Genomic DNA, 20,995 nt, shown 5'->3' on the forward strand with positions numbered 1-20,995 from the left:
TTGAGCGTGACGCAGCGGCTGGACTATACCCGACCAGTGCGACCTGCACGAATCCTGTCGATATCAGCGTGGTGGCAGCTCACCACCGGCGCGGCGCAGGCGATCTTCAAACGCCGGCAGTTCGGCCAGATCCGGCTGCAGCAACCGCGCCTGTTCGGCGGCATGCGCGGCGAAGGCCAGGTTACCGTTACCGAGCCGCTCGCTGCCGATCGCCAGCCAGCGCTGGGCCAACCGCAGCCGCGCCGAGGGCAGTCCGGCTGCGGTCGGTGACAGGGTCTGCCAGGCCTGCAGGCAGGCGCCTGCCGCCTGCACGCGGTTCTGCCGCAGATTGTCGTCGAAGCAGCGTCGGCTGGCGGGCAGCAAGCGTGCGGCGGCTGCCTTCACCCGCGCATCGCGGGGAGCCAGCGACTGCGCTTCGCGCAACGCGTCGAACGCGCTGTGCCCGGGTGGGCTGATCCACTGCCCCGCGCGCTCGGCACGTTCGATCTTCCGCAGGTGGTCGCGCAGCTGGCGTTCGCGCTGCGCCGTGCTGACCGCGGGCTGCTGCAGAGCCCGCTGCGCCTGCTGCGCGCGCTGCATGCGCTGCGCCAGTTGTTGCTGGACTGCCTGCGAAGCCCCGAGCTCCGCCGCCAGGGCCGCATCACGTTGCGCCGCATCGAACTGGAAGTCGTCGGCGGACTTCTGGCTGCGTGCAACCACTGCCTGCCGGGTCTGCTCACGCCCGCGCTGCGCATTGGAATCATCGGCGGCCACCACCAGCACCGCCTGGAAACCCTTGGCCGCAGCTTCCAGCTGCTGCCGTCGCAACGCACGCTGCGCTTGCCGCAGGCGCCGGTCGGCCGCGCGCGCGAGGGCCTCCTCGCTCGCCGGCATATCGGCATGACCGGCATCAAACTGACGGGCACGACGCAGGAGCGCGGCCGCCTCGGCCAACTCCCCTCGCTCCGCCAGCGTGCGTGCGTGCAGCAGCAGGTCGCTCAGCGCATCTTCGCGCCCTTCCAGCGCCGGCAGGTTGTCCGGCTGCAGGACCAGGATGCGCTGGAACAAGGGCAACGCACTGCTGTCGCCGTCATCCAGGCGTCCGGCGGCGAACGCGTTACGCGCCTGCGCCAACAACGCACCAATACCGGCTCCGGCACTGCGTCGCGCCTGCAACTGGCGGGCGACCGCATCGGCGTCGCCCTGCGGCACCTGCAGCTCACGGGCCAGTGCCAGGGCCTGCGCGCTGCCGTCCAGGTCATCGGCCTGCAGGCGATCGCGCGCCTGTTGCAGCGCTGCCGCGCCGGTATTGGCCAGGCCCTGGCGCGCCTGCGGGCGATCACCATCCAGCGCCAGCGCCGCCTGGTAGCGCTCGCGCGCACCACTGCCATCGGCATCGCTCAGGCGCCCAGCCGCCAATGCACGATCCCCCTCGGCCAGCAGCTGTTCGATCTGCGGCTCATCCCAGAACCAGTCTGCCAACGGCTTGCGCAGCAGGACCAGCAGCACGAACACGGCCAGCGCTGCGAGCAGGGCCCAGCGCCAGATCCGGCGCGCATGGCGCGCCTGCAGCCACCACCAACGCCCCTCGCGACGGACACGGTCCAGCGCAGGATGTTCAGCGCCATGCGGGCGATGCGGGGGCTCGCGTTCCATGCGTGCAGGGTAGCCGGGGCAGCGTGAAGCTCAGCCGAGGCGACGCGCCTCGCTCACGCCCGGCAGCGCATCGAGCTTGCCCAGCAGCGTCGACAACTGCCCGTAGTCACTGACCTTCAGGCGCAGCCGCAGATGGGCACGGCCACTGTTGCGCACGTTGTCACTGTGGATGTCGAGCACGTAGGCGTCTTCCTGGGCGATCAGGTTGGTGATGTCCTTCAGCAGCCAGCGGCGATCGACCGCATCGACCACGACGTCCACCTCGTAGCCGCCCCCGGCCTGGCCCCACTCCACCGGCAGGATGCGCTGCGGGCTGCTGGCCGCCAGCCGGGCCAGCGCGGCGCAGTCTGCACGATGCACGGTGACACCCCGGCTACGGGTCAGGTAGCCGACGATCGGCTCGCCGGCCACCGGCTGGCAGCAGCGTGCCAGCTGCACCAGCAGGTTGCCCACGCCCTGCACGGTGAACTTGGACTTGCCCAGGTTCTCGCGGCGCGCGGTCGGCCGCGGCAGGGCCGGTGCGGGTGCGGGCTGGCTGGCGGCACGCTCCGCCTCCAGCAGCGCACGGCTGACCTGGTTCGGGCCGGTATCGCCCAGCGCCACCTGGATGTACAGGTCATCGACGCTGTCGGAATGGAACTTCTTCGCCGCCACAGCCAGGTCCGCGTGCTGCAGGCCCAGCCGCTTCAGCTCGCGCTCGAGCAGCTCGCGACCGGCCTGCACGTTGCGCGCGCGGTCCAGCTTGTGGAACCAGCTGCGCACCTTCTCGCGCGAGCGGTTGCTGGCCAGGAAGCCGTTGGCCGGCATCAGCCAGTCGCGGCGCGGATCGGCCTCCTTGCCGGTCAGGATCTCGACGCGGTCGCCGCTGCGCAGGCGGTAGGTCAGCGGCACGATGCGGCCGTTGACCTTGGCGCCGCGGCAGCGGTGCCCGACCATGGTGTGCACCTGGTAGGCGAAATCGAGCGGCGTGGCGCCCTGCGGCAGGTCCAGCACCTCGTCCTTCGGGCTCAGCGCATAGACCCGGTCCTCGGTCAGCTCGGCATCAAGCGCCCCGGCCAGTTCATTGCCCTGCCCGTCCTGCGCCTGTTCCAGCAGCTGGCGCATCCAGGTGATCTTGCGGTCGAAGGACTTCTCCGCGCCCTTGCCACCCTCCTTGTACTTCCAGTGCGCGGCCACGCCCAGCTCGGCCTGCGAGTGCATTTCATGGGTGCGGATCTGCACTTCGATGGTGCGACCTTCCGGGCCGACCACGGCGGTATGCAGCGAGCGATAGTCGTTGGCCTTCGGGCGTGCGATGTAATCATCGAACTCGCTCGGTACCGGTGCCCACAGCGCGTGCACCACGCCCAACGCGGCATAACAGGCGGCAACGTCGTCGACCATCACGCGCACCGCACGGATGTCATACAACTGGTCGAAGGCCAACCGCTTCTTCTGCATCTTCCGCCAGATGCTGTAGATGTGCTTCGGGCGGCCGCTGACTTCGGCCTTGATGCCCTGGGCGACCAGCTCGCGCGACAGCACCTTCTTGACGTTCTCGACGTAACGCTCGCGGGCGATGCGGGTTTCATCCACCTCGCGGGCGATGCGGCGGTAGGTTTCCGGTTCCAGGTGGCGGAACGCCAGGTCCTCCAGCTCCCACTTCAGCTGCCAGATGCCCAGCCGGTTGGCCAGGGGCGCGTGGATGTCGCGGGTCAGCTGGGCCAGCGCGCGCCGCTGCTCCTCGTCCAGCTTGTCGGCCGCACGCATCCTCGCGAGCTGGCGCGCCAGCAGGATCGGCACCACGCGCAGGTCGCGGATGATCGCCAGCAGCAGCCGGCGCAGGCCCTCACTGTTGCGCCCCGCCTCACGGCCGGCATGCAGCGCCCACACCGGATCGGCCGCGTCCTGGCCATCCAGCAGGCCGGTCACCGCCGCCTTGTGGTTGCCCAGCGGTAGCTGGTCCAGGCTGGCGCGCAGGCCCGGCAGGTCGAACAGCAATGCGGCCACCACCGCGCCTTCGTCGGCCGAGAGCATCGCCAGCGCATCGAGGGTATCGCCCAGCACCGACCAGCTGGCACGCATCTGGTGGTCGCAATCCGGCGCTTCCCAATGCTCACGCAGGGCCTGGCGCAGCGGAGCAGGCAGCACCGCTGCCGAGGGACGGTTCAACAAGGCATCCAGGCCGGGGACGGAAGCGCGGTTCACAGCATCGAGCAGGCAAGACAGAGGCCCCTACACTAGCGCCGGCGCCGTTCAGGGACAATCACTGCACCCACCATCACCCGGCATGAAGACATGCCGCTACACTCGCCCACACACCCAGGAGAGACCCGCCATGCCTTCGATTGCCCCGCGCGTCCGTCCACGGCTGCTGGCCTGTGCCGCCGTGCTGCTGTCCCTGTCCGCGCCTGCGCTGGCCCAGCGCGTGGTGGAGGGCGACCTGCAGCAGCAGATGTCGCCCTCCGAGTTCAAGGCCGCCGGGCTGGACAAGCTCAGTGCCGGTGAACTGGCCACGCTCAACCGCTGGCTGCAGGGCAAGGTCGAGGCGGCCACCAACCAGGCCGTCGCCGCAGCGCGCGAAGAAGGCCGCCAGGAAGTGATCAAGAAGAACCGCGGCTTCCTGGACTTCGGCAGCAGCGAACCGATCGAAAGCAACCTGCAGGGTGAATTCCGTGGATTCGGCCAGGGCCGCCGCTACGTGCTGCAGAACGGCCAGGAGTGGGAGCAGATAGACGCCACGCACTATTCCGGTGGCCGCAAGGACGCCCCGCGCGTCAGCATGCGCCCAGGGGTGATGGGCGCCTGGTATATGAAGGTGGACGGGGTGAACGTGCAGCCGAAGGTTCGCCGCACCAAGTAACGTCCGGGCATTCCGGCCGTGCCGGCTCCCTGCCCGGCCGGCCCCGGTCGCCCGAGGGGGCGACCGTGGCGCGCTCAGGCCTGGCGCAATGCAGCCACGCGCTGCGCCAGCTTCTTCGCCGAGATACCGGTGCGTGCACCCAGCTCCTGCGCGAACAGCGATACCCGCAGTTCTTCCAGATCCCAGCGCAGCGCCTGCCATTGCGGGCGATCACGCAGGCCCTGCTGCTCGCCCGCCGCCAGTGCTTCCAGGAACGGATGCAGTTCCAGCATGCGCGCCTGGTCGCGCGGCGGATCACGCTTGGCACGTTCGGTGCGCAGGATCATCGCCTTCAGGTAACGCGGGTACTGCGCCAGCGCGTCGGCCGGCGTGTCGCGCAGGAAGCCGGGGTGGATCAGCCCGGCCAGCTGCGCTTCCATGTCGTCCAGGTTGCCGCGCGCCCAGCCCATCAGCGGCGCCTCCAGCATCGGCTTCAGCTCCGCCACCAGCGCAAGGATGGATTCGGCCAGCTTCAGCCGCGACATCGCCTCGCCAAACAGGGCCTTGGCGGCATGCTCGCGGCGCTGCTCGAAGGCCGCTGCATCACGGATGTCTTCCAGGCCCTCGGCCAGCACCGCGTTCATCGCTGCATCGACCAGGTCACCACGCAGGCGCTCCTGCGATTCGATCGCGGCATACAACAGGCCGGTCTTGGCACCGACCGGCAACTGCTTGCGTGCCTGCTTCACCTTGTCGGCCAGGGCGATCTCCAGCAGGCGGCGCACGCCCAGCGGATGGGCGTCCTGCGCCTGCTGGCGGTCGGCGAAGATGCGCAGCGCCACGCTGTCGCCCTCGTCCAGCAGCGCCGGATAGGCCGGCACGCCGGCTTCACCGGGTACCTGCAGCGGAATCGGCGTGGCCGGGAACGTGCGCAGGCCGTCAGCCGCCATCTCGCGCCCGGCACGCGCGGCGAAGGCATCGCCAGCACGGCCACCGAATTTCGCGCGCAGCGCTTCCAGATCACGCGAGGTGGCCAGCACCTTGCCCTGTTCGTCGCGCAGCCGCAGGTTCATGTGCAGGTGTGGCTCAATCGAACCCGGCTCGAAATCCAGTGCGGTCACCGTCGCGCCGGTCGCACGTGATAGGAAACGCGCCAGCTCGCCGGTGATGGCATCGGCGCTGGGCTGCGGGAAGGCCTCGTAGAACGCGCGACCGAAGTCCGGCGCCGGCACGTAGTTGCGGCGCATCGCCTTGGGCAGGCTGCGGATCAGTGCCGAGGCCTTGTCGGCAACAAAGCCCGGCGCCAGCCAGCCCAGCTGCACCGGATCCAATGCGTTGAGCAGGTGCAGCGGCACGTCCAGGGTCACGCCATCGTCGTCGGCCCCCGGTTCGAAGCGGTAGTGCAGCGGCAAGCGCGCCTGGCCCAGCGCCAGGTACTTCGGATAGCGCTCCTGTTCGCTGCCCTCACCGGGCAACAGGTCTGCCAACGACCAGTGCAGCGCCTTGCGCTGTTCCGGCGCCAGCCCTTTCCACCAGCTATCCAGTCCCGCCGCCGAGTGGATCTGCGGCGGCACCCGGTCCAGGTACCAGCGTGCCTGCCAGTCTTCGTCGGCAACGATGCCGGCGCGGCGCAGCTTGGCTTCTTCCTCGCGCGCGACCTCCAGCACCTTCTGGTTGTCGGCGACGAAACTGGCGCGGGTATTGATCTCGCCGGTCACCAGTGCCTGGCGCACGAAGATGTCATGCGCCTCGCCCGGCGCGATGCGGCCGTAATGGACCGGTTTCTTCGGTGCCAGCACCAGGCCGAACAGGCTGATCTGCTCGGACGCCAGCACCTGGCCCTGCGCGCGCGACCAGTGCGGGTCGAAGTGCTTGCGCAGCAGCAGGTGCGGCAGTTCGGCGATCACCCAGTCCGGCTCGATCGCGGCCAGGATCATGCCCCATACCTTCTGCGTATCCAGCAGGTTGGCCACCAGCAGCCACGGCGGTGGCCGCTTTGCCAGCGCCGAACCGGGGAACGGCAGGAAGCGGCGCTGGCGTGGTGCCTGGAAATCGCCCTTATCGGTGCGGTGGCCGATCTGCGTCGGCAGGCCCGCCACCAGTGCCCGGTGCAGGGTCTGGTAGGCAGCAGCGCGTACACGTTCGCTGAAGCCGCCGCCGACGGGCGCCTGTTCCTTCTGCGCGCGCACGGCCACCGGTGCCGGTGCGGCCTCGGCCTTGCCTTCGCGGGCCAGGCGCGCGGCACGATGCAACTGGCCGCGGGTGGCCTTTACTGCGGCCGCGTCATCACGCGCCGGTGCCGGCGCACTGCTGCCGGCCAGCAACGGTGCCATCGACGCCTCGCTGGCCTCTTCCTTCCAGCCCAGTTCCTCGCACAGCAGGCGCAGCTGGCGATGCAGCTCGCGCCACTCGCGCATGCGCAGGAAGCCGAGGAAATGACGTCCGCACCAGTCGCGCAGCTTGGACTGGGTCAGGTCTTCATGGGCCTGCCGGTAGGCATCCCACAGGCGCAGCACGCCGACGAACTCGGAGCGGCCATCGGCGAACTGCGCATGCGCGCTGTCGGCCGCACCGCGCGCTTCCGGCGGGCGTTCGCGCGGGTCCTGGATGCCCAGGAACGAGGCAATCACCAGCATCGGCCGCAGGCAGCCGGCGGCCTGCGCGGCGACCAGCATGCGCGCCAGCTTCACGTCCACCGGCAGGCGCGCCATCTGCTTGCCGATGGTGGTCATGCGCCGCTCGGTATCGATCGCGCCCAGCTCGGTCAGCTGCTGCCAGCCATCGGCTACCGCGCGCTCGTCCGGTGCCTCCAGGAACGGGAACTCCTCGATGCGGCCCAGGCCCAGCTGCAGCATGCGCAGGATCACGCCGGCCAGGCTGGAGCGGCGGATTTCCGGATCGGTGAACTCCGGCCGCGCCTGGAAATCCGCCTCGGCATACAGGCGGTAGCAGATGCCTTCGGCGATACGACCGCAGCGACCCTTGCGCTGGTTGGCGCTGGCCTGCGAGATCGGCTCGATGTGCAGGCGATCCAGCTTGTTGCGCGGGCTGTAGCGCTTGACGCGGGCGAAGCCCGGATCGACCACGTAGCGGATGCGTGGCACCGTCAGCGAGGTCTCGGCCACGTTGGTGGCCAGCACGATGCGCCGGTTCGGCCCGGGGTTGAACACCCGGTCCTGGTCCTGGTTGGACAGGCGCGCGTACAGCGGCAGCACCTCGGTATTGCGGTACTTGCGCCGTTCCAGCGACTGGTGCGCATCGCGGATCTCGCGCTCGCCCGGCAGGAAGATCAGCACGTCGCCGCGTGCGTCCAGGCGGGTGATCTCGTCGATGGCCGACACGATGGCATCGTTGACGGTGCGCTCGCCCTGGTCTTCGCCCTCGCCTTCCAGCGCGCGGTAGCGCACTTCCACCGGGTAGGTACGGCCTTCGACGCTGATCACCGGCGCATTGTCGAAATGCTGGGCGAAGCGTTCGGTGTCGATGGTGGCCGAAGTGACGATCAGCTTCAGGTCCGGGCGCTTGCGCAGCAGCTGCTTCAGGTAGCCCAGCAGGAAGTCGATGTTGAGGCTGCGTTCGTGTGCCTCGTCGACGATGATCGTGTCGTAGTTCGACAACCAGCGGTCGCTGGCGATCTCCGCCAGCAGGATGCCGTCGGTCATGAACTTGATGCGGCTGTCGTCGCTGACCTTGTCATTGAAGCGCACCTGGTAGCCTACCAGCTGGCCCAGTTCGCTCTGCAGTTCCTGCGCCACGCGGCTGGCCACCGCACGTGCGGCGATCCGTCGCGGCTGGGTGCAGCCGATCATGCCGGCCTGGCCACGGCCTGCGGCCAGGCACAGTTTCGGCAGCTGGGTGGTCTTGCCCGAACCGGTTTCACCGGCGATCACCACCACCTGGTGGTCGCGGATCAGTTTGATGATCGCGTCGGCTTCACGCGCAATCGGCAGCTGCGGGTCCAGAGTAATGGACGGCTGCTGTTGCGCCCGCACCTGCCGGCGCTGCACCGACGCCTGCAAGGCCTGCTCGAAAGTAGCGGCCAGTGCCGCATCCTGCGGCTTGGCCTGGCAACGCGAGAGCATTCCCAGCAAACGGCCCCGGTCGCGGCTCATGGCGCCGTCGATGGCGGCGCGCTGTTGGCGCAGGCGGGGCGATGGATTTTTATCGATAGAGTTCATCAATCGGTTCGTTCAAAACTTTGAAAGCGACCAGTCATCACGACCGGTTTATTGTGAAGGCCAACGATTCCACAAGGAGGAACCCCATGGCGAAGACCAAGAGCACGACCAAGGCCAAGACCGGCAAGCAGAAGCTTGCAGCGGCGGCACCGTCGGCGCCGAACATCGATATCGGGATCACCCAGGGCGACCGCAAGAAGATCGCCGACGGTCTGTCGCGCTTCCAGGCCGACGCGTTCACGCTCTACCTGAAGACGCACAACTTCCACTGGAACGTGACCGGGTCGATGTTCAATTCGCTGCACACCATGTTCGAGACGCAGTACACCGAGCAGTGGGCGGCACTGGACGACGTGGCCGAGCGCATCCGCGCGCTGGGCTTCAATGCCCCGGGCTCCTACCGGGAATTCGCTGCGCTGACCTCGATCGCCGAGGAACCGGGCCTGACCGACAGTGCGGACTGGCGTGAAATGGTACGCCAGTTGGTGGTCGCCAACGAAGCGGTATGCCGTACGGCACGTGAAGTCCTGGACGTGGCGGCCAAAGGGGACGACGCCCCGACCGAGGATCTGATGACCCAGCGCCTGCAGACCCACGAGAAGTACGCCTGGATGCTGCGTTCCCTGCTCCAGTAAGAGTTGGGGGTGGTTCGGCAGGGCTGCGCCCTGCACCCGCAGAGGCAACTGCAACGGCCACGGCCGGAGCAAAAGCGGGTTTCCTGTGGGTTGGCGGGGTGGGTCCGGTGGCAGGGGACGCTGTAAACCCGTCCTTGGGGGCTCGGTCGCGCCATCCATGGCGCTCACGCCCCCCGCAACCGGACCCACCCCGCCTTCGACAGATTTCCGCGATCTGCCGGCAAAGCCATTGGGGTCAGATCCGTTTTCCGCAGGAAAACGGATCTGACCCCATTTTGTTTGTCGATATCTGACAGATGTGTCGACCAAGGTCGACACCCACCAACGGCCGCGGGAAACTGTCGAAGGTGGGGCGGTGTCTGATTGCGGGGTGTCAGCCGCATGGATGCGGCTGCCAAGCCTACAGGGACGTACTTGCGGCGTCCCCGCAATCCGACACCGCCCCACCCAACCACGAATCACCCCAGAGCCGGCTGTTGCCTTTGACGTTGCACTGGCTTGCAGCAGGTGCAGGGCGCAGCCCTGCCGAACCCCTACCCCTCGCTCCGGAGTAAACTAGCCGGATGGCTTCCCGTCCCGCGCACGACCTGCTTCAACGCGTCTTTGGTTACGACGATTTCCGTGGTCCGCAGCAGGACATCGTGGAGCATGTGGCTGCCGGTCACGACGCCCTGGTGCTGATGCCCACCGGCGGCGGCAAATCGCTGTGCTACCAGGTCCCAGCCCTGCTGCGTGACGGTTGCGGCATCGTCATCTCGCCGCTGATCGCACTGATGCAGGACCAGGTCGAAGCCCTGCGCCAGCTCGGCGTGCGCGCCGAGTACCTGAATTCAACCCTGGACGCCGAGACCGCCGGCCGCGTCGAGCGCGAGCTGCTCGCCGGCGAACTGGACATGCTGTATGTCGCCCCTGAGCGGCTGCTGACCGGGCGTTTCCTGTCGCTGCTGTCGCGCAGCCAGATCGCCCTGTTCGCCATCGACGAAGCACACTGCGTGTCGCAGTGGGGCCATGACTTCCGCCCCGAATATCGCCAGTTGACCGTGCTGCACGAGCGTTGGCCGCAGATCCCGCGGATCGCGCTGACCGCCACCGCCGATCCGCCGACCCAGCGCGAGATCGCCGAGCGCCTCGATCTGCAGGAAGCGCGCCATTTTGTCAGTTCCTTCGACCGCCCCAACATCCGCTACACCGTCGTGCAGAAGGACAACGCCCGCAAGCAGCTGACCGACTTCCTGCGCGGCCACCGTGGCGAGGCCGGCATCGTCTACTGCATGTCGCGGCGCAAGGTCGAGGAGACCGCTGAATTCCTCTGCGGCCAAGGCGTCAACGCTCTGCCTTACCACGCCGGCCTGCCGCCGGAAGTGCGCGCCAGCAACCAGCGCCGCTTCCTGCGCGAGGACGGCATCGTGATGTGTGCCACCATCGCCTTCGGCATGGGCATCGACAAGCCGGACGTGCGTTTCGTCGCGCATACCGACCTGCCCAAGTCGATGGAGGGCTACTACCAGGAAACCGGACGCGCAGGCCGCGATGGCGAAGCCGCCGAGGCCTGGCTGTGCTACGGCCTGGGTGATGTGGTACTGCTCAAGCAGATGATCGAGCAGTCCGAGGCGGGCGAAGAGCGCAAGCAGCTGGAACGGGCCAAGCTCGACCATCTGCTGGGCTACTGCGAATCGATGCAGTGCCGCCGCCAGGTGCTGCTGGCCGGCTTCGGCGAAACCTACCCCCAACCGTGCGGCAACTGCGACAACTGCCTGACGCCACCGGCCTCGTGGGACGCGACCATACCGGCACAGAAGGCGCTGAGCTGCGTCTACCGCAGCGGCCAGCGCTTCGGTGTCGGCCACCTGATCGACATCCTGCGCGGCAGCGAGAACGAGAAGGTGAGGCAGCAGGGCCACGACAAGCTGAGCACTTATGCCATCGGCCGCGACCTGGATGCACGCACCTGGCGCAGCGTGTTCCGCCAGCTGGTCGCGGCCAGCCTGCTGGAAGTGGACAGCGAGGGCCACGGCGGCCTGCGCCTGACCGACGCCAGCCGCGACGTGCTGACCGGCCGCCGCCAGATCAGCATGCGCCGCGACCCGGCCAGCAGCAGCAGCGGACGCGAGCGCAGTGCGCAGCGCACCGGCCTGTCGGTACTGCCGCAGGACCTGGCCCTGTTCAACGCGCTGCGCGGCCTGCGCGCCGAACTGGCCCGGGAACAGAACGTACCGGCGTTCGTGATCTTCCACGACAGCACCCTGCGCAACATCGCCGAGCGGCGCCCGACCAGCCTGGATGAACTGGCCCGGGTCGGCGGCATCGGCGGTACCAAGCTGAGCCGCTATGGCCCGCGCCTGGTCGAGATCGTGCGCGAAGAAGGGTAGTGCCGGGCCAACCATGCGCTGGTACCCCTGTAGAGCCGAGCCCACGCTCGGCTACCGTTCCCGCAGAAGCAGCCGAGCGTGGGCTCGGCTCTACATTGGTGCAGGTCCAACCTTGAACCGGCCATTCAGCCGGAAGTGCATCCACAGCCGCTTGCGGCTAGATTAGCGCCATGTCCCTCGCCTCGACCCTGCTCCGTGTCGTGCTCATGCTCAGCCTGTTGCTCAACGGGCTGAACGCGGCCATGGCCCGTGGTCACGAAGAAATGGGGCGGATGGCCCACGCCGCAGCCGCTGCTGTTGATGGCGGCACTGCCGACTGCCACCACCACGCCGCCATGCAGGCCGACCCGGCCCCGCAGGCCAAGGCCCCGGCCCACGACGCCCACTGCCAGATCAAGGACTGCGTGCGCAGCTGCGCCCAGCACCCGCTGCTGGTGGTGCAGCCGTTGCCGTTCATGGCCGGACCGGCACTGTCGCTGGCCCCGCAGCCGATGCCGGCCACCGGCCGGCCGGCGCCGCCGCTGCCGCCGATCTCACGCCCTCCCATCGGCTGATTCCACACGCACCGTGCGCCCTGCGCACCGCAGCCGGCCGCCTGCCGGCGTCTTTACGTGTCTGGAGTCACCACCATGAATACCCGTATCCCCCGCGGTCCGGGCGCTGTGCCCATGCCGTCGCGCCGCCTGTTCGTGCAGGGCCTGGCCGCCGGTGGCGTGGTTGCCGGCATCGCCGCTGTCGGCGTGCCGCAGCGCGTGCTCGCCGCCGCCACTGCCGCCCCACGCCTGGCCGGCGCCCCCGCCGTGCTCAGCGACACCCGCATCGAACTGGCCATCGGCGAATCGCTGGCCAACTTCACTGGCCGCACCCGTCCGGCGATCACCGTCAATGGATCGCTGCCGGCACCGATCCTGCGCTGGCGCGAAGGCCAGACCGTGGACCTGTTCGTGCGCAACACGCTGGACCGCCACCCGACCTCGATCCATTGGCACGGCATTCTGCTGCCGGCCAACATGGACGGCGTGCCCGGCCTGAGCTTCAATGGCATCGGCCCCGGTGAGACCTACCACTACCACTTCGAACTGAAGCAGTCGGGTACCTACTGGTACCACAGCCACTCGATGTTCCAGGAGCAGGCCGGCCTGTACGGAGCGCTGATCATCGACCCGGCCGAGCCGGCGCCCTACCAGCACGACCGCGAGCACGTGATCCTGCTGTCCGACTGGACCGACATGGACCCCGGCGCGCTGTTCCGGCGCATGAAGAAGCTCGCCGAGCATGACAACTACTACAAGCGCACCCTGCCCGACTTCCTGCGTGACGTGAAGCGCGACGGTTGGTCGGCCGCGTTGTCCGACCGTGGCATGTGGGGGCGGATGCGGATGACGCCCACCGACATCTCCGACATCAATGCGCACACCTACACCTACCTGATGAATGGCACCGCGCCGGCCGGCAACTGGACCGGGCTGTTCCGCAGCGGCGAGAAAGTACTGCTGCGCTTCATCAACGGCGCCTCGATGACCTACTTCGACGTGCGCATTCCCGGCCTGAAGATGACCGTGGTCGCCGCCGACGGCCAGTACATCCATCCGGTCAGCATCGACGAGTTCCGCATCGCGCCGGCCGAAACCTACGACGTGCTGGTGGAACCGACCGGGCAGGACGCGTTCACCATCTTCTGCCAGGACATGGGCCGTACCGGCTTTGCCGCCGGAACGCTGGCGGTCCGCCATGGCCTGCAGGCACCGGTTCCCGCGCGCGACCCACGCCCGTTGCTGACGATGAGCGACATGGGGCACGACATGGGTAGTGGTGGCCATGGTGGCCACGACATGGCCGCGATGAAGGGCATGGAAGGCGGCTGCGGCGCCAGCATGGACCACGGTGCGCACGGCGGTAGCGATGCCGCCAGCAAGGCACCGAAGCACCCGGCCAGCGAACGCAACAACCCGCTGGTGGACATGCAGAGCTCGGCCACCGAACCGAAGCTGGACGATCCCGGCATCGGCCTGCGCGACAACGGTCGCCAGGTACTCACCTACGGCGCGATGCGCAGCCTGTTCGAGGACCCCGATGGCCGCGAGCCGAGCCGCGAGATCGAGCTGCACCTGACCGGCCATATGGAGAAGTTCTCCTGGTCATTCGATGGCATTCCGTTCGCCAGCGCCGAGCCGCTGCGGCTGAACTACGGCGAGCGCATGCGCATCGTATTGGTCAACGACACCATGATGCAGCACCCGATCCACCTGCACGGCGTGTGGAGTGATCTGGAGAACGCGCAGGGCGAATTCCAGCTGCGCAAGCACACCATCGACATGCCACCCGGCACCCGCCGCAGTTACCGCGTGCGCGCCGATGCGCTCGGTCGCTGGGCCTACCACTGCCATCTGCTCTACCACATGGAAGCGGGCATGATGCGCGAAGTGAGGATCGAAGAATGAGCCGCTCACTGCTTTCCCCCAGCCTGCTGGCCCTGGGCCTGGCCGCGGCATGGCCGGTGTTCGCGCAGTCGCATGCTGGCCATGACATGGGCGCGATAGATCCGCCCGCAAAGACCGCCAACGCGCCGGCCGAACCGGTCGATCATTCGAAGATGGATCATTCGAAGATGGACATGGGCGCGGCGGATCACGCCGGCATGGACCACTCCACGATGGACCACTCGAAGATGGACCATTCACAGATGGACCACGAGGCGATGGGTCACGGCACGCCCGCACCGATCGAACCGCGCGAGCCGATCCCGGTTCCCACCGATGCCGACCGCGCTGCCGCATTCCCACCGATCGCGCACGGTGCGATGGAGCATGCACCGCAGATCAACAGCCTGCTGCTGATCGATCGCCTTGAACATTGGGACGGCAAGAACAGCACCGGCCAGGCCTGGGAGGCCACCGGCTGGATCGGTGGCAACATCAACCGCCTGTGGTTGCGCACCGATGGCGAACGCAGCCGCGGCCGCACGGAATCGTCGTCACTGGAAGCACTGTATGGTCGCAGCGTATCGCCGTGGTGGGACGTGCTGGGCGGCGTGCGCCAGGACTTCCGGCCGGCCGACTCGCGCACCTGGGCGGCCATCGGCATCCAGGGCCTTGCACCGTACAAGTTCGAGAGCTCGGCAACGCTGTACATGGGTTCCGGCGGCCAGGTGCTGGCCAAGGCCGAGGTCGAGTACGACGTGCTGCTGACCAACCGCCTGATCCTGCAGCCGCTGCTGGAAGCCACCATCGCAGCCAAGGATGAACCGGAGTACGGCATTGGTCGCGGACTGAACAAGGTCGAAGCCGGGCTGCGCCTGCGTTATGAGTTCAGCCGCCGTTTCGCGCCGTACATCGGCATCAGCCACGAGCGCACGTTTGGCGACACCGCCGACTACGCCGGTGACCACGCGCGCGACACGCGTTGGGTGGCCGGCGTTCGCATGTGGTTCTGATCAGCGGATTGTGAGCAACCGCCAGCCCCGGCAAACGCCGGGGCCGGCTACACTGCGCCACGTTCCAATGCAGGCTCCGCCATGTCGCTGCAGATCCGCCGCGCCACCCTTGCCGATGTCGACGCGCTGTCGACCATCGCCATCACCACCTACAACGAAACCTGGGGCGACTCGTATCCGGCGCAGGAGCTGCAGGATTTCCTGCAGGCGCACTACAGCAGCGAACCGCAGCGCGCCGAGTTGTCCGACCCGCGCAGTGCGATCTGGCTGCTGTTGGACGGCGACAACGTGGTCGGCTACCTGGCCGCCGGTGCCAACACCCTGCCGCATGCCGAAGCCCGCGAGGGCGACATCGAACTGAAGCGCTTCTACATCCTGGCCGACTACCAGAACGGCGGCCACGGCGCGCGCCTGATGGACGCGTTCATGGCCTGGCTGGACCAGCCGCAGCGCCGCACCCTGTGGGTGGGCGTCTGGGAGGAGAACTTCGGCGCGCAGCGCTTCTACGCGCGCTACGGCTGCAGCAAGGTCGGCGAGTACGACTTCATCGTCGGGGATACGCGCGACCGCGAGTTCATCCTGCGCCGGCTGTGACCATGCTGCACATGTAGAGTCGAGCCATGCTCGACTGCTTTGGCAATAGCCAGTCGAGCATGGCTCGACTCTACAAAAGCGAAGCGCCTAGAAGTCGAACAACTCCGACAGGAAGCTGTCCTTCTTCTTTTTCTTGTAACCATGGCCGTACTGCTGGCCCCGGTTGTCCTCGTAGCGCTGGCCCAGGTGGCGGGTATCGCGATGCATCACCGGCGGCGGCGCAGCGGCCGGCTGTGCCTGCACAGGGGCGGGCGGCGGCACCGTAGCACCGGCGCCGGCACGTTCGATGATCTTGTCCAGCTCGCCACGGTCCAGCCACACGCCACGGCAACCGGGGCAGTAATCGATCTCGATGCCGTGGCGCTCGGCCATCTGCAGGGTCTGGGTCTTGCACACGGGGCACAGCATGGGCATGGCTCCTGAAGGTCTGGCAACGACTCTACCTGCCCACGGATGACTGTGCGGCAACACATGACCGATGGCGCAGGGACTTCCGGCGCGTGCCAGCGTCCCCGGCCGCCTTCCACACTGCACGCTGGTTCCGCAGGGAGTGCGTGCATGACCGTCCTGTCCCGCCTGCCCAACGCGGCGCGCCTGCTGCTGGTGCTGCTCGGCGTCGGCGTTGGCCTCAATCTGCGCGATGTCGCTGCGGCCGCAGGCGCACCGATTCCCGCCTTGCCCATGCCCTACGGCGGCAGCCTGCTGGACAACGCACTGGCCGTGCTGCTGGCACTGCTGCTGGCCGCACTGCTGCGCCCCCATGGGGTAGGCCAGATGGCCAGCCTGGGGCTGCGCGGCAACGGCTGGCGCGGCCCGATGTGGGTGCTGCTGGCCAGCCTGCCCTGCTGGCTGGGCCTGGCGCTGCTGGGCACGCCCAACACCGCACTGACCACCCTGGATGCAACGATGCTCGCCGTGCTGTTCCCACTGGCCGAGGAAGTGCTGTTCCGCGGCCTCGGCTTCGTGTTGCTGGTGAAGCTCATGCGTGGCCCGTGGTCCCTGCTTGCGCTGCCGCAGGCGCTGCTGTTCGGTTGGGTGCACTGGCTGGGCTTCGGCGGCTTCGACGGCGGCGGCACTGCCCTGTTCGTCGGCGCGGTCATCGCACTGGGCGGCTTCATCTTCGCTTGGCTCGACCATCTGGACGGCGACACCCTGTGGTGCGGCCTGGTGCTGCATGTATCGATGAACATGGCGTGGAACGCGTTCAGCCTCGACGACGCCGTCGCGCTGGGCTGGCAGGCCACCAGCCTGCGTATCGGCACCGCGCTGCTGGCGGTGGCGGTGCTGGCCTGGCAGGTACGCCGTCGGCAGCAGCATCGGCTGTAACGCCCACTTAGCCTGCCGTGCACGCCGGGATCACCCCCGGCTTGCGCATACTTGCGCGCCTTTTGCTCCCCTGTTGTCCGGAGTTGCCGCGTCATGTTGCTGTCCAAGCGCTTTGTGGAACCGCGCGTCCTGCTGATCGAGGACGCCGAGGAAACCCAGGAACTCAGCCGCCTCGCCCTGGAAAGCCAGGCCTGCCAGGTCACCGCTGTCAGCAGTGCCGAGGCCGCGCTGGGCCTGCTCAACGCCGGCGAGCCGTTCGACCTGCTGTTCACCGATGTCTGTCTGGGCGGGATCAGCGGCATCGAAACCGCCAACCGCGTGCGCGAGCATCTGCCGCAGCTGCCGATCCTGGTCACCTCCGGCATGGACCAGCATCATGTGCTGCCGCAGCTGCGCGCCGGCATCCACTTCCTGCCCAAGCCGTACAGCATGAGCGAGCTGCTCGATGCCATCCGCCTGTGCTTCCGCCATGCAGCGGATGCCACGTTGATGCCGCCGCCGCAGGCCAGCGCGGCCTGAGGCAATCATTCACGCATGGCGTGGATTGAACCTGCAATCAACCGCTGCTGTACGGTCCGGTACCCGGGAACACCTTCAGCAGCGCGCGGGTGATCATGTCCGGATACACCGTGAAGTGATCCTCGTCATCGATCACCATGTTGTCCACCGTCAACGAGCGCCCGCTGGCGCGCAGCTGCTCGGCGAATTCGGCGTTGTGGCGCAGCATGTCGTTGCGGGTGAAATAGCGCGGCTCCGGCTTCACCGTTTCGAAGCTGCCGATCGACAGCACCACCGTGGTCGGCTGCGTGGGCGCCTTGGCCTCGGCCTGCATGCGCGGCACCCGATGGTTGTCGAACCACAGCGACGGGCTTGACAGGATGTAGCTGTGAAACATGTCCGGGCGCGTGGTCAGCACGTAGGCACCGAACAAGCCACCATAGGAATGACCGGCATAGGCGCGCCGCGCCGGATCGGTGCGGTAGCGCGCATCGATCATCGGCAGTACCTGCTCAGCGAGGAAATCGCGGTAGTGCGCCGCGCCGCCGTAGCTGACGTCGTCGCTGTAGTCACGCGGATCGGTGCGCGCCGGATCGCTGGGCGTGTAATCGCGCGAGCGGCTCTGCTTGGACGTCAGGCCCTCCTGCGGCGGCAGCCCGACCAGGATGAAATCCTCCAGGTTCACGCCCTTCTGCCCCACCATGTTGCGCACGCTGCGCACCAGCGGGAAGCTGTACAGCGCATCGGTCACGTACAGCACCGGATAGCGCTTCTCCGGATGCGCCGCGTAGTCAGCCGGCAGTGCTACCCAGATCGGATAATCGCGGCCCACCGGATCGTGCACGCGCAGCGCTTCGGTATCCGGCAGCACCACGCCCGGCGCAGCGGTGGCCGCGCTTTCCTTCGCTTCATTCTGCGTTGCCGGTGGCGCCACCGACATCGCACAGCCACTCATGACCAGGCAGGCCGCCATACTCCATCCACGCACACGCTGCATCCACACGCTCCCATTGCGGGCGGCGCACCGCATGGCACCGCTGCCGCATCCTTGCATGGCGTGCAGCCCGGTGCCAGTGCGGTCAGGGCGAGGCCGGCGGTGGTGCCGGGAACAGCGTGCGCAGCGCCTGCATCGCGGCCGGATGATAGATCGTCGCGTGCGTTTCCTCCGGCAGTGGCAGGTACTTCACCAGCGGCGACGGCGAGGCGTGCTGCAGCAATGCGGCCAGTCGTGCGGCAGAGGCGGCCAGCTCCGGCTGCCCGCTGCTGGCCAGGAACACATGCGGCTGCGCACGCGTCACCGCAGGCAACTGATTGGCCGCTCCGGCCAGCATCGCGCCGCGGTTCCACCACAGGCTGGGATCCAGCGCGATGTAGCTGTTGAACAGCGCCGGTTCCTGCAGCAGCGTCTCAACCACGAACAGGCCGGCCAGCGACTCACCGATCAGCGCGCGCTCGTCGGTGGTCGGGTAGCGCTGGCGTACCTGCGGCATCAGTTCATCGCGCAGAAACGTGCGGTAGGCCGCGGAACCCCCAACGCGCGGCGCGATCTTCTGGTCCTGCGGATCGCTGCTGGGGCCGGTCATGTCGCGACGGCGCTCGGTGTTCTCGATGCCGACCAGCAGGAACGGGCGCATGCTGCCATTGCCGCTCAGCACCTGCACCAGTCCTGCCACGTGCAGGAAGTCCTCACCGATGCCGCCGTCGGGCATGTAGAGCACCGGCAGCAGCGCCTTCGGGTCCAGGCCCCAGGGCTGCGGGCGGTAGACATTGATGCGGCGGGTCTCGCCCAACGCCTTCGATTCGATGGTGAAGGTTTCGCCGATCACCAGCGGGGTTGCGGCCGCTGATTGTGCGGTCGGCGCCGGTTCGGCGGCCATCAACGGCGCGACGGAGACGGCGGACAACAACAGCGACAGCATGATCAAGCGCATGACGGGCCCCTTTCTCGGAAAGACGCTGAGCATAGCGTCAAGGCCAGGGTGGCGACTCCGCATGTCTGCACGTGTACAACGGCGCTGCGCGATGCTTGACGCGCCTCGAAGAATGGCTGGCATCCGGGTGCTACCCTGCATCGTTTCCTGCAAGGGGTTCGGATATGGGAGGTTTCAGCATCTGGCACTGGATCATCCTTCTGGCCGTGGTTCTCATCCCGGTCGGCATCGCTGCTGTCATCGCAGCGATTGTTCTCAAGCGAAGGTAGTACCTTCTCAGCTGCGGCATCCATTGTTTGCAGGGGGCTGCGCTGCGCCGCAAGCCATCAGCGCGTGGCCCGAACCTCCGGTTCTGCGGAACGGCCAGGCGTCGCGCGCAGCCGTGCAAGCCAACCCGATGCACTGGCCGGTCCGGTGCCGCCCCAGGACTGGACCGGGTAAGTACAATGCGCGGCAGCAATGGAGAAAAGATGAGCCAGCACGCCAGTCCACACCGCTTTCTGTCGCTGCAAGTTCTACGCGGCGTCGCAGCACTGGCCGTGGTCGTGTTCCATCTTCGGGGCGTCGAGATCAAATATCTGCCTGGCGAGGGGATCCTTGACGGGGTCGGGCGCTACGCGGACGCCGGCGTGGATCTGTTCTTTGTGTTGTCCGGCTTCGTCATGACCACCCTTACCGCCGGTCGTGAGGGAGGGATTGCCGCCGCCGGCACCTTTCTGATCCGGCGTGCGTGGCGAGTGCTGCCGCCGTACTGGATATTCACTACGGTGGTGGTGGTGTTGATGGCCCTGGTCCCGACGATGGTGAACTCTTCTTACCACGACCAGAGCATACTGGCCTCCTATCTGTTGATCCCGCATCAGCAACTGCCAGTGTTGACGGTAGGGTGGACTCTTGTGCACGAGGCCTACTTCTATCTGATGTTCGCCGTGGCGATCGCCTTTGTCCCGGCTCGAGCCCTGACCACGTTCCTGCTCGGGTGGGCCGCTCTGATCGGCGTCGCCCATCTGTTTGCACCGGCGGCCACTTCGCCAGCCCATGTGCTGGTCATCAATCCGCTCACCTTCGAATTCATTGCGGGTGCGCTGCTGGGCCTGCACTGGCGCTACCTTCCGCGCAGCCTTGGTTGGCCCTTGGCACTTGGCGGGGGAGCACTCGCGGTGGCCGCAGCCAGTCTTCTGTCCACCGAAGGCCCGTCGATCATGCCGGTGTGGACCCGGGTCATGCTGTTTGGCACGGCCAGCGCGCTCCTTGTCGCCGGGGCAGTGCTGATCGAAGCGCGTGCACGGCGAGCGCCACCGAACAGCCTGATCCTGTTGGGCGATACGTCCTATGCTCTGTACCTGTCCCATATCTTCGTGATCTCGGTCGCCGGCCGCCTATGGTCGATGCTGCTGCCCACAGGTGCCTGGTGGAATCACGGCCTCTTCGTCGCTGCGACCCTGCTGGCGTGCTGCGTGGTCGGCTATCTGGTGCATCGCGTGGTCGAGCGGCCGTTGCTGCTGTTGCCGCAACGGATGGCACAGCGCGGGCTCAGCAGGCCTGCATAGATCCAGGCCTTGCCGGGGGCGCCCG

Annotated in this window: 16 protein-coding genes; 10 read left to right on the forward strand and 6 right to left on the reverse strand. The window is 67.6% G+C overall.

Annotated elements, in window-relative coordinates; genetic code table 11:
• Window positions 1-63: 63 nt before the first annotated feature.
• A complete protein-coding gene (locus ACZ75I_RS15045) occupies window positions 64-1,635 on the reverse strand; it encodes a hypothetical protein (protein ID WP_472958186.1) in 1,572 nt (523 codons plus the stop codon).
• A 30-nt stretch (window positions 1,636-1,665) separates the two neighbouring features.
• Window positions 1,666-3,822, reverse strand: coding sequence for a RelA/SpoT family protein (locus ACZ75I_RS15050; protein WP_472958187.1), 2,157 nt, complete (start codon window positions 3,820-3,822; stop codon window positions 1,666-1,668).
• Window positions 3,823-3,952: 130 nt separating this feature from the next.
• On the opposite strand from ACZ75I_RS15050, the gene ACZ75I_RS15055 reads away from it, so the two are divergent.
• Complete coding sequence (locus ACZ75I_RS15055; protein WP_134972529.1) at window positions 3,953-4,477, forward strand: hypothetical protein; 525 nt, start codon at window positions 3,953-3,955, stop codon at window positions 4,475-4,477.
• A 74-nt stretch (window positions 4,478-4,551) separates the two neighbouring features.
• Here the strand turns inward: ACZ75I_RS15055 and hrpA are convergent, their stop codons facing one another.
• Window positions 4,552-8,634 carry an ATP-dependent RNA helicase HrpA gene (gene hrpA / locus ACZ75I_RS15060; RefSeq protein ID WP_472958188.1) on the reverse strand — a complete coding sequence of 1,361 codons (4,083 nt, stop codon included), beginning with the start codon at window positions 8,632-8,634 and terminating at the stop codon, window positions 4,552-4,554.
• An 86-nt stretch (window positions 8,635-8,720) separates the two neighbouring features.
• Between hrpA and ACZ75I_RS15065 the strand changes: the two genes are divergently transcribed.
• From ACZ75I_RS15065 to ACZ75I_RS15090, 6 genes are all read left to right on the forward strand, one after another.
• On the forward strand, window positions 8,721-9,269 hold the full coding sequence (locus ACZ75I_RS15065) for a Dps family protein (protein ID WP_006439098.1): 549 nt from the start codon (window positions 8,721-8,723) through the stop codon (window positions 9,267-9,269).
• Between the two features lie 563 nt (window positions 9,270-9,832).
• Complete coding sequence (gene recQ, locus ACZ75I_RS15070; protein WP_472958190.1) at window positions 9,833-11,638, forward strand: DNA helicase RecQ; 1,806 nt, start codon at window positions 9,833-9,835, stop codon at window positions 11,636-11,638.
• A gap of 170 nt (window positions 11,639-11,808) precedes the next feature.
• The gene (locus ACZ75I_RS15075) at window positions 11,809-12,192 is read left to right on the forward strand and encodes a CopL family metal-binding regulatory protein (protein ID WP_180867573.1); all 384 of its coding nucleotides are present in this window, start codon (window positions 11,809-11,811) and stop codon (window positions 12,190-12,192) included.
• 75 nt (window positions 12,193-12,267) lie between these two features.
• Window positions 12,268-14,079 carry a copper resistance system multicopper oxidase gene (locus ACZ75I_RS15080; RefSeq protein WP_472958191.1) on the forward strand — a complete coding sequence of 604 codons (1,812 nt, stop codon included), beginning with the start codon at window positions 12,268-12,270 and terminating at the stop codon, window positions 14,077-14,079.
• Window positions 14,076-15,071 carry a copper resistance protein B gene (locus ACZ75I_RS15085; protein WP_472958192.1) on the forward strand — a complete coding sequence of 332 codons (996 nt, stop codon included), beginning with the start codon at window positions 14,076-14,078 and terminating at the stop codon, window positions 15,069-15,071. The genes ACZ75I_RS15080 and ACZ75I_RS15085 overlap by 4 nt, the downstream gene beginning before the upstream one ends.
• Window positions 15,072-15,152: 81 nt before the next feature.
• Window positions 15,153-15,665 carry a GNAT family N-acetyltransferase gene (locus ACZ75I_RS15090; protein ID WP_472958193.1) on the forward strand — a complete coding sequence of 171 codons (513 nt, stop codon included), beginning with the start codon at window positions 15,153-15,155 and terminating at the stop codon, window positions 15,663-15,665.
• An 87-nt stretch (window positions 15,666-15,752) separates the two neighbouring features.
• On the opposite strand, the gene ACZ75I_RS15095 is transcribed toward ACZ75I_RS15090, so the two are convergent.
• Complete coding sequence (locus ACZ75I_RS15095; RefSeq protein ID WP_472958195.1) at window positions 15,753-16,073, reverse strand: TFIIB-type zinc ribbon-containing protein; 321 nt, start codon at window positions 16,071-16,073, stop codon at window positions 15,753-15,755.
• Window positions 16,074-16,223: 150 nt separating this feature from the next.
• Between ACZ75I_RS15095 and ACZ75I_RS15100 the strand changes: the two genes are divergently transcribed.
• The gene (locus ACZ75I_RS15100; protein WP_472958196.1) at window positions 16,224-16,991 is read left to right on the forward strand and encodes a CPBP family glutamic-type intramembrane protease; all 768 of its coding nucleotides are present in this window, start codon (window positions 16,224-16,226) and stop codon (window positions 16,989-16,991) included.
• A gap of 93 nt (window positions 16,992-17,084) precedes the next feature.
• Window positions 17,085-17,510: a response regulator gene (locus ACZ75I_RS15105; protein WP_061480336.1), complete on the forward strand. Its 426-nt coding sequence runs from the start codon at window positions 17,085-17,087 to the stop codon at window positions 17,508-17,510.
• 37 nt (window positions 17,511-17,547) lie between these two features.
• Here the strand turns inward: ACZ75I_RS15105 and ACZ75I_RS15110 are convergent, their stop codons facing one another.
• The gene (locus ACZ75I_RS15110; protein ID WP_472958197.1) at window positions 17,548-18,486 is read right to left on the reverse strand and encodes an alpha/beta hydrolase; all 939 of its coding nucleotides are present in this window, start codon (window positions 18,484-18,486) and stop codon (window positions 17,548-17,550) included.
• An 82-nt stretch (window positions 18,487-18,568) separates the two neighbouring features.
• Complete coding sequence (locus ACZ75I_RS15115; RefSeq protein WP_472958199.1) at window positions 18,569-19,420, reverse strand: alpha/beta hydrolase; 852 nt, start codon at window positions 19,418-19,420, stop codon at window positions 18,569-18,571.
• Between the two features lie 470 nt (window positions 19,421-19,890).
• Here ACZ75I_RS15115 and ACZ75I_RS15120 point away from each other — a divergent pair, with 470 nt between their 5' ends.
• Window positions 19,891-20,970: an acyltransferase family protein gene (locus tag ACZ75I_RS15120; RefSeq protein WP_061480334.1), complete on the forward strand. Its 1,080-nt coding sequence runs from the start codon at window positions 19,891-19,893 to the stop codon at window positions 20,968-20,970.
• Window positions 20,971-20,995: the final 25 nt, after the last annotated feature.

The organism is Stenotrophomonas sp. X, assembly GCF_055721025.1.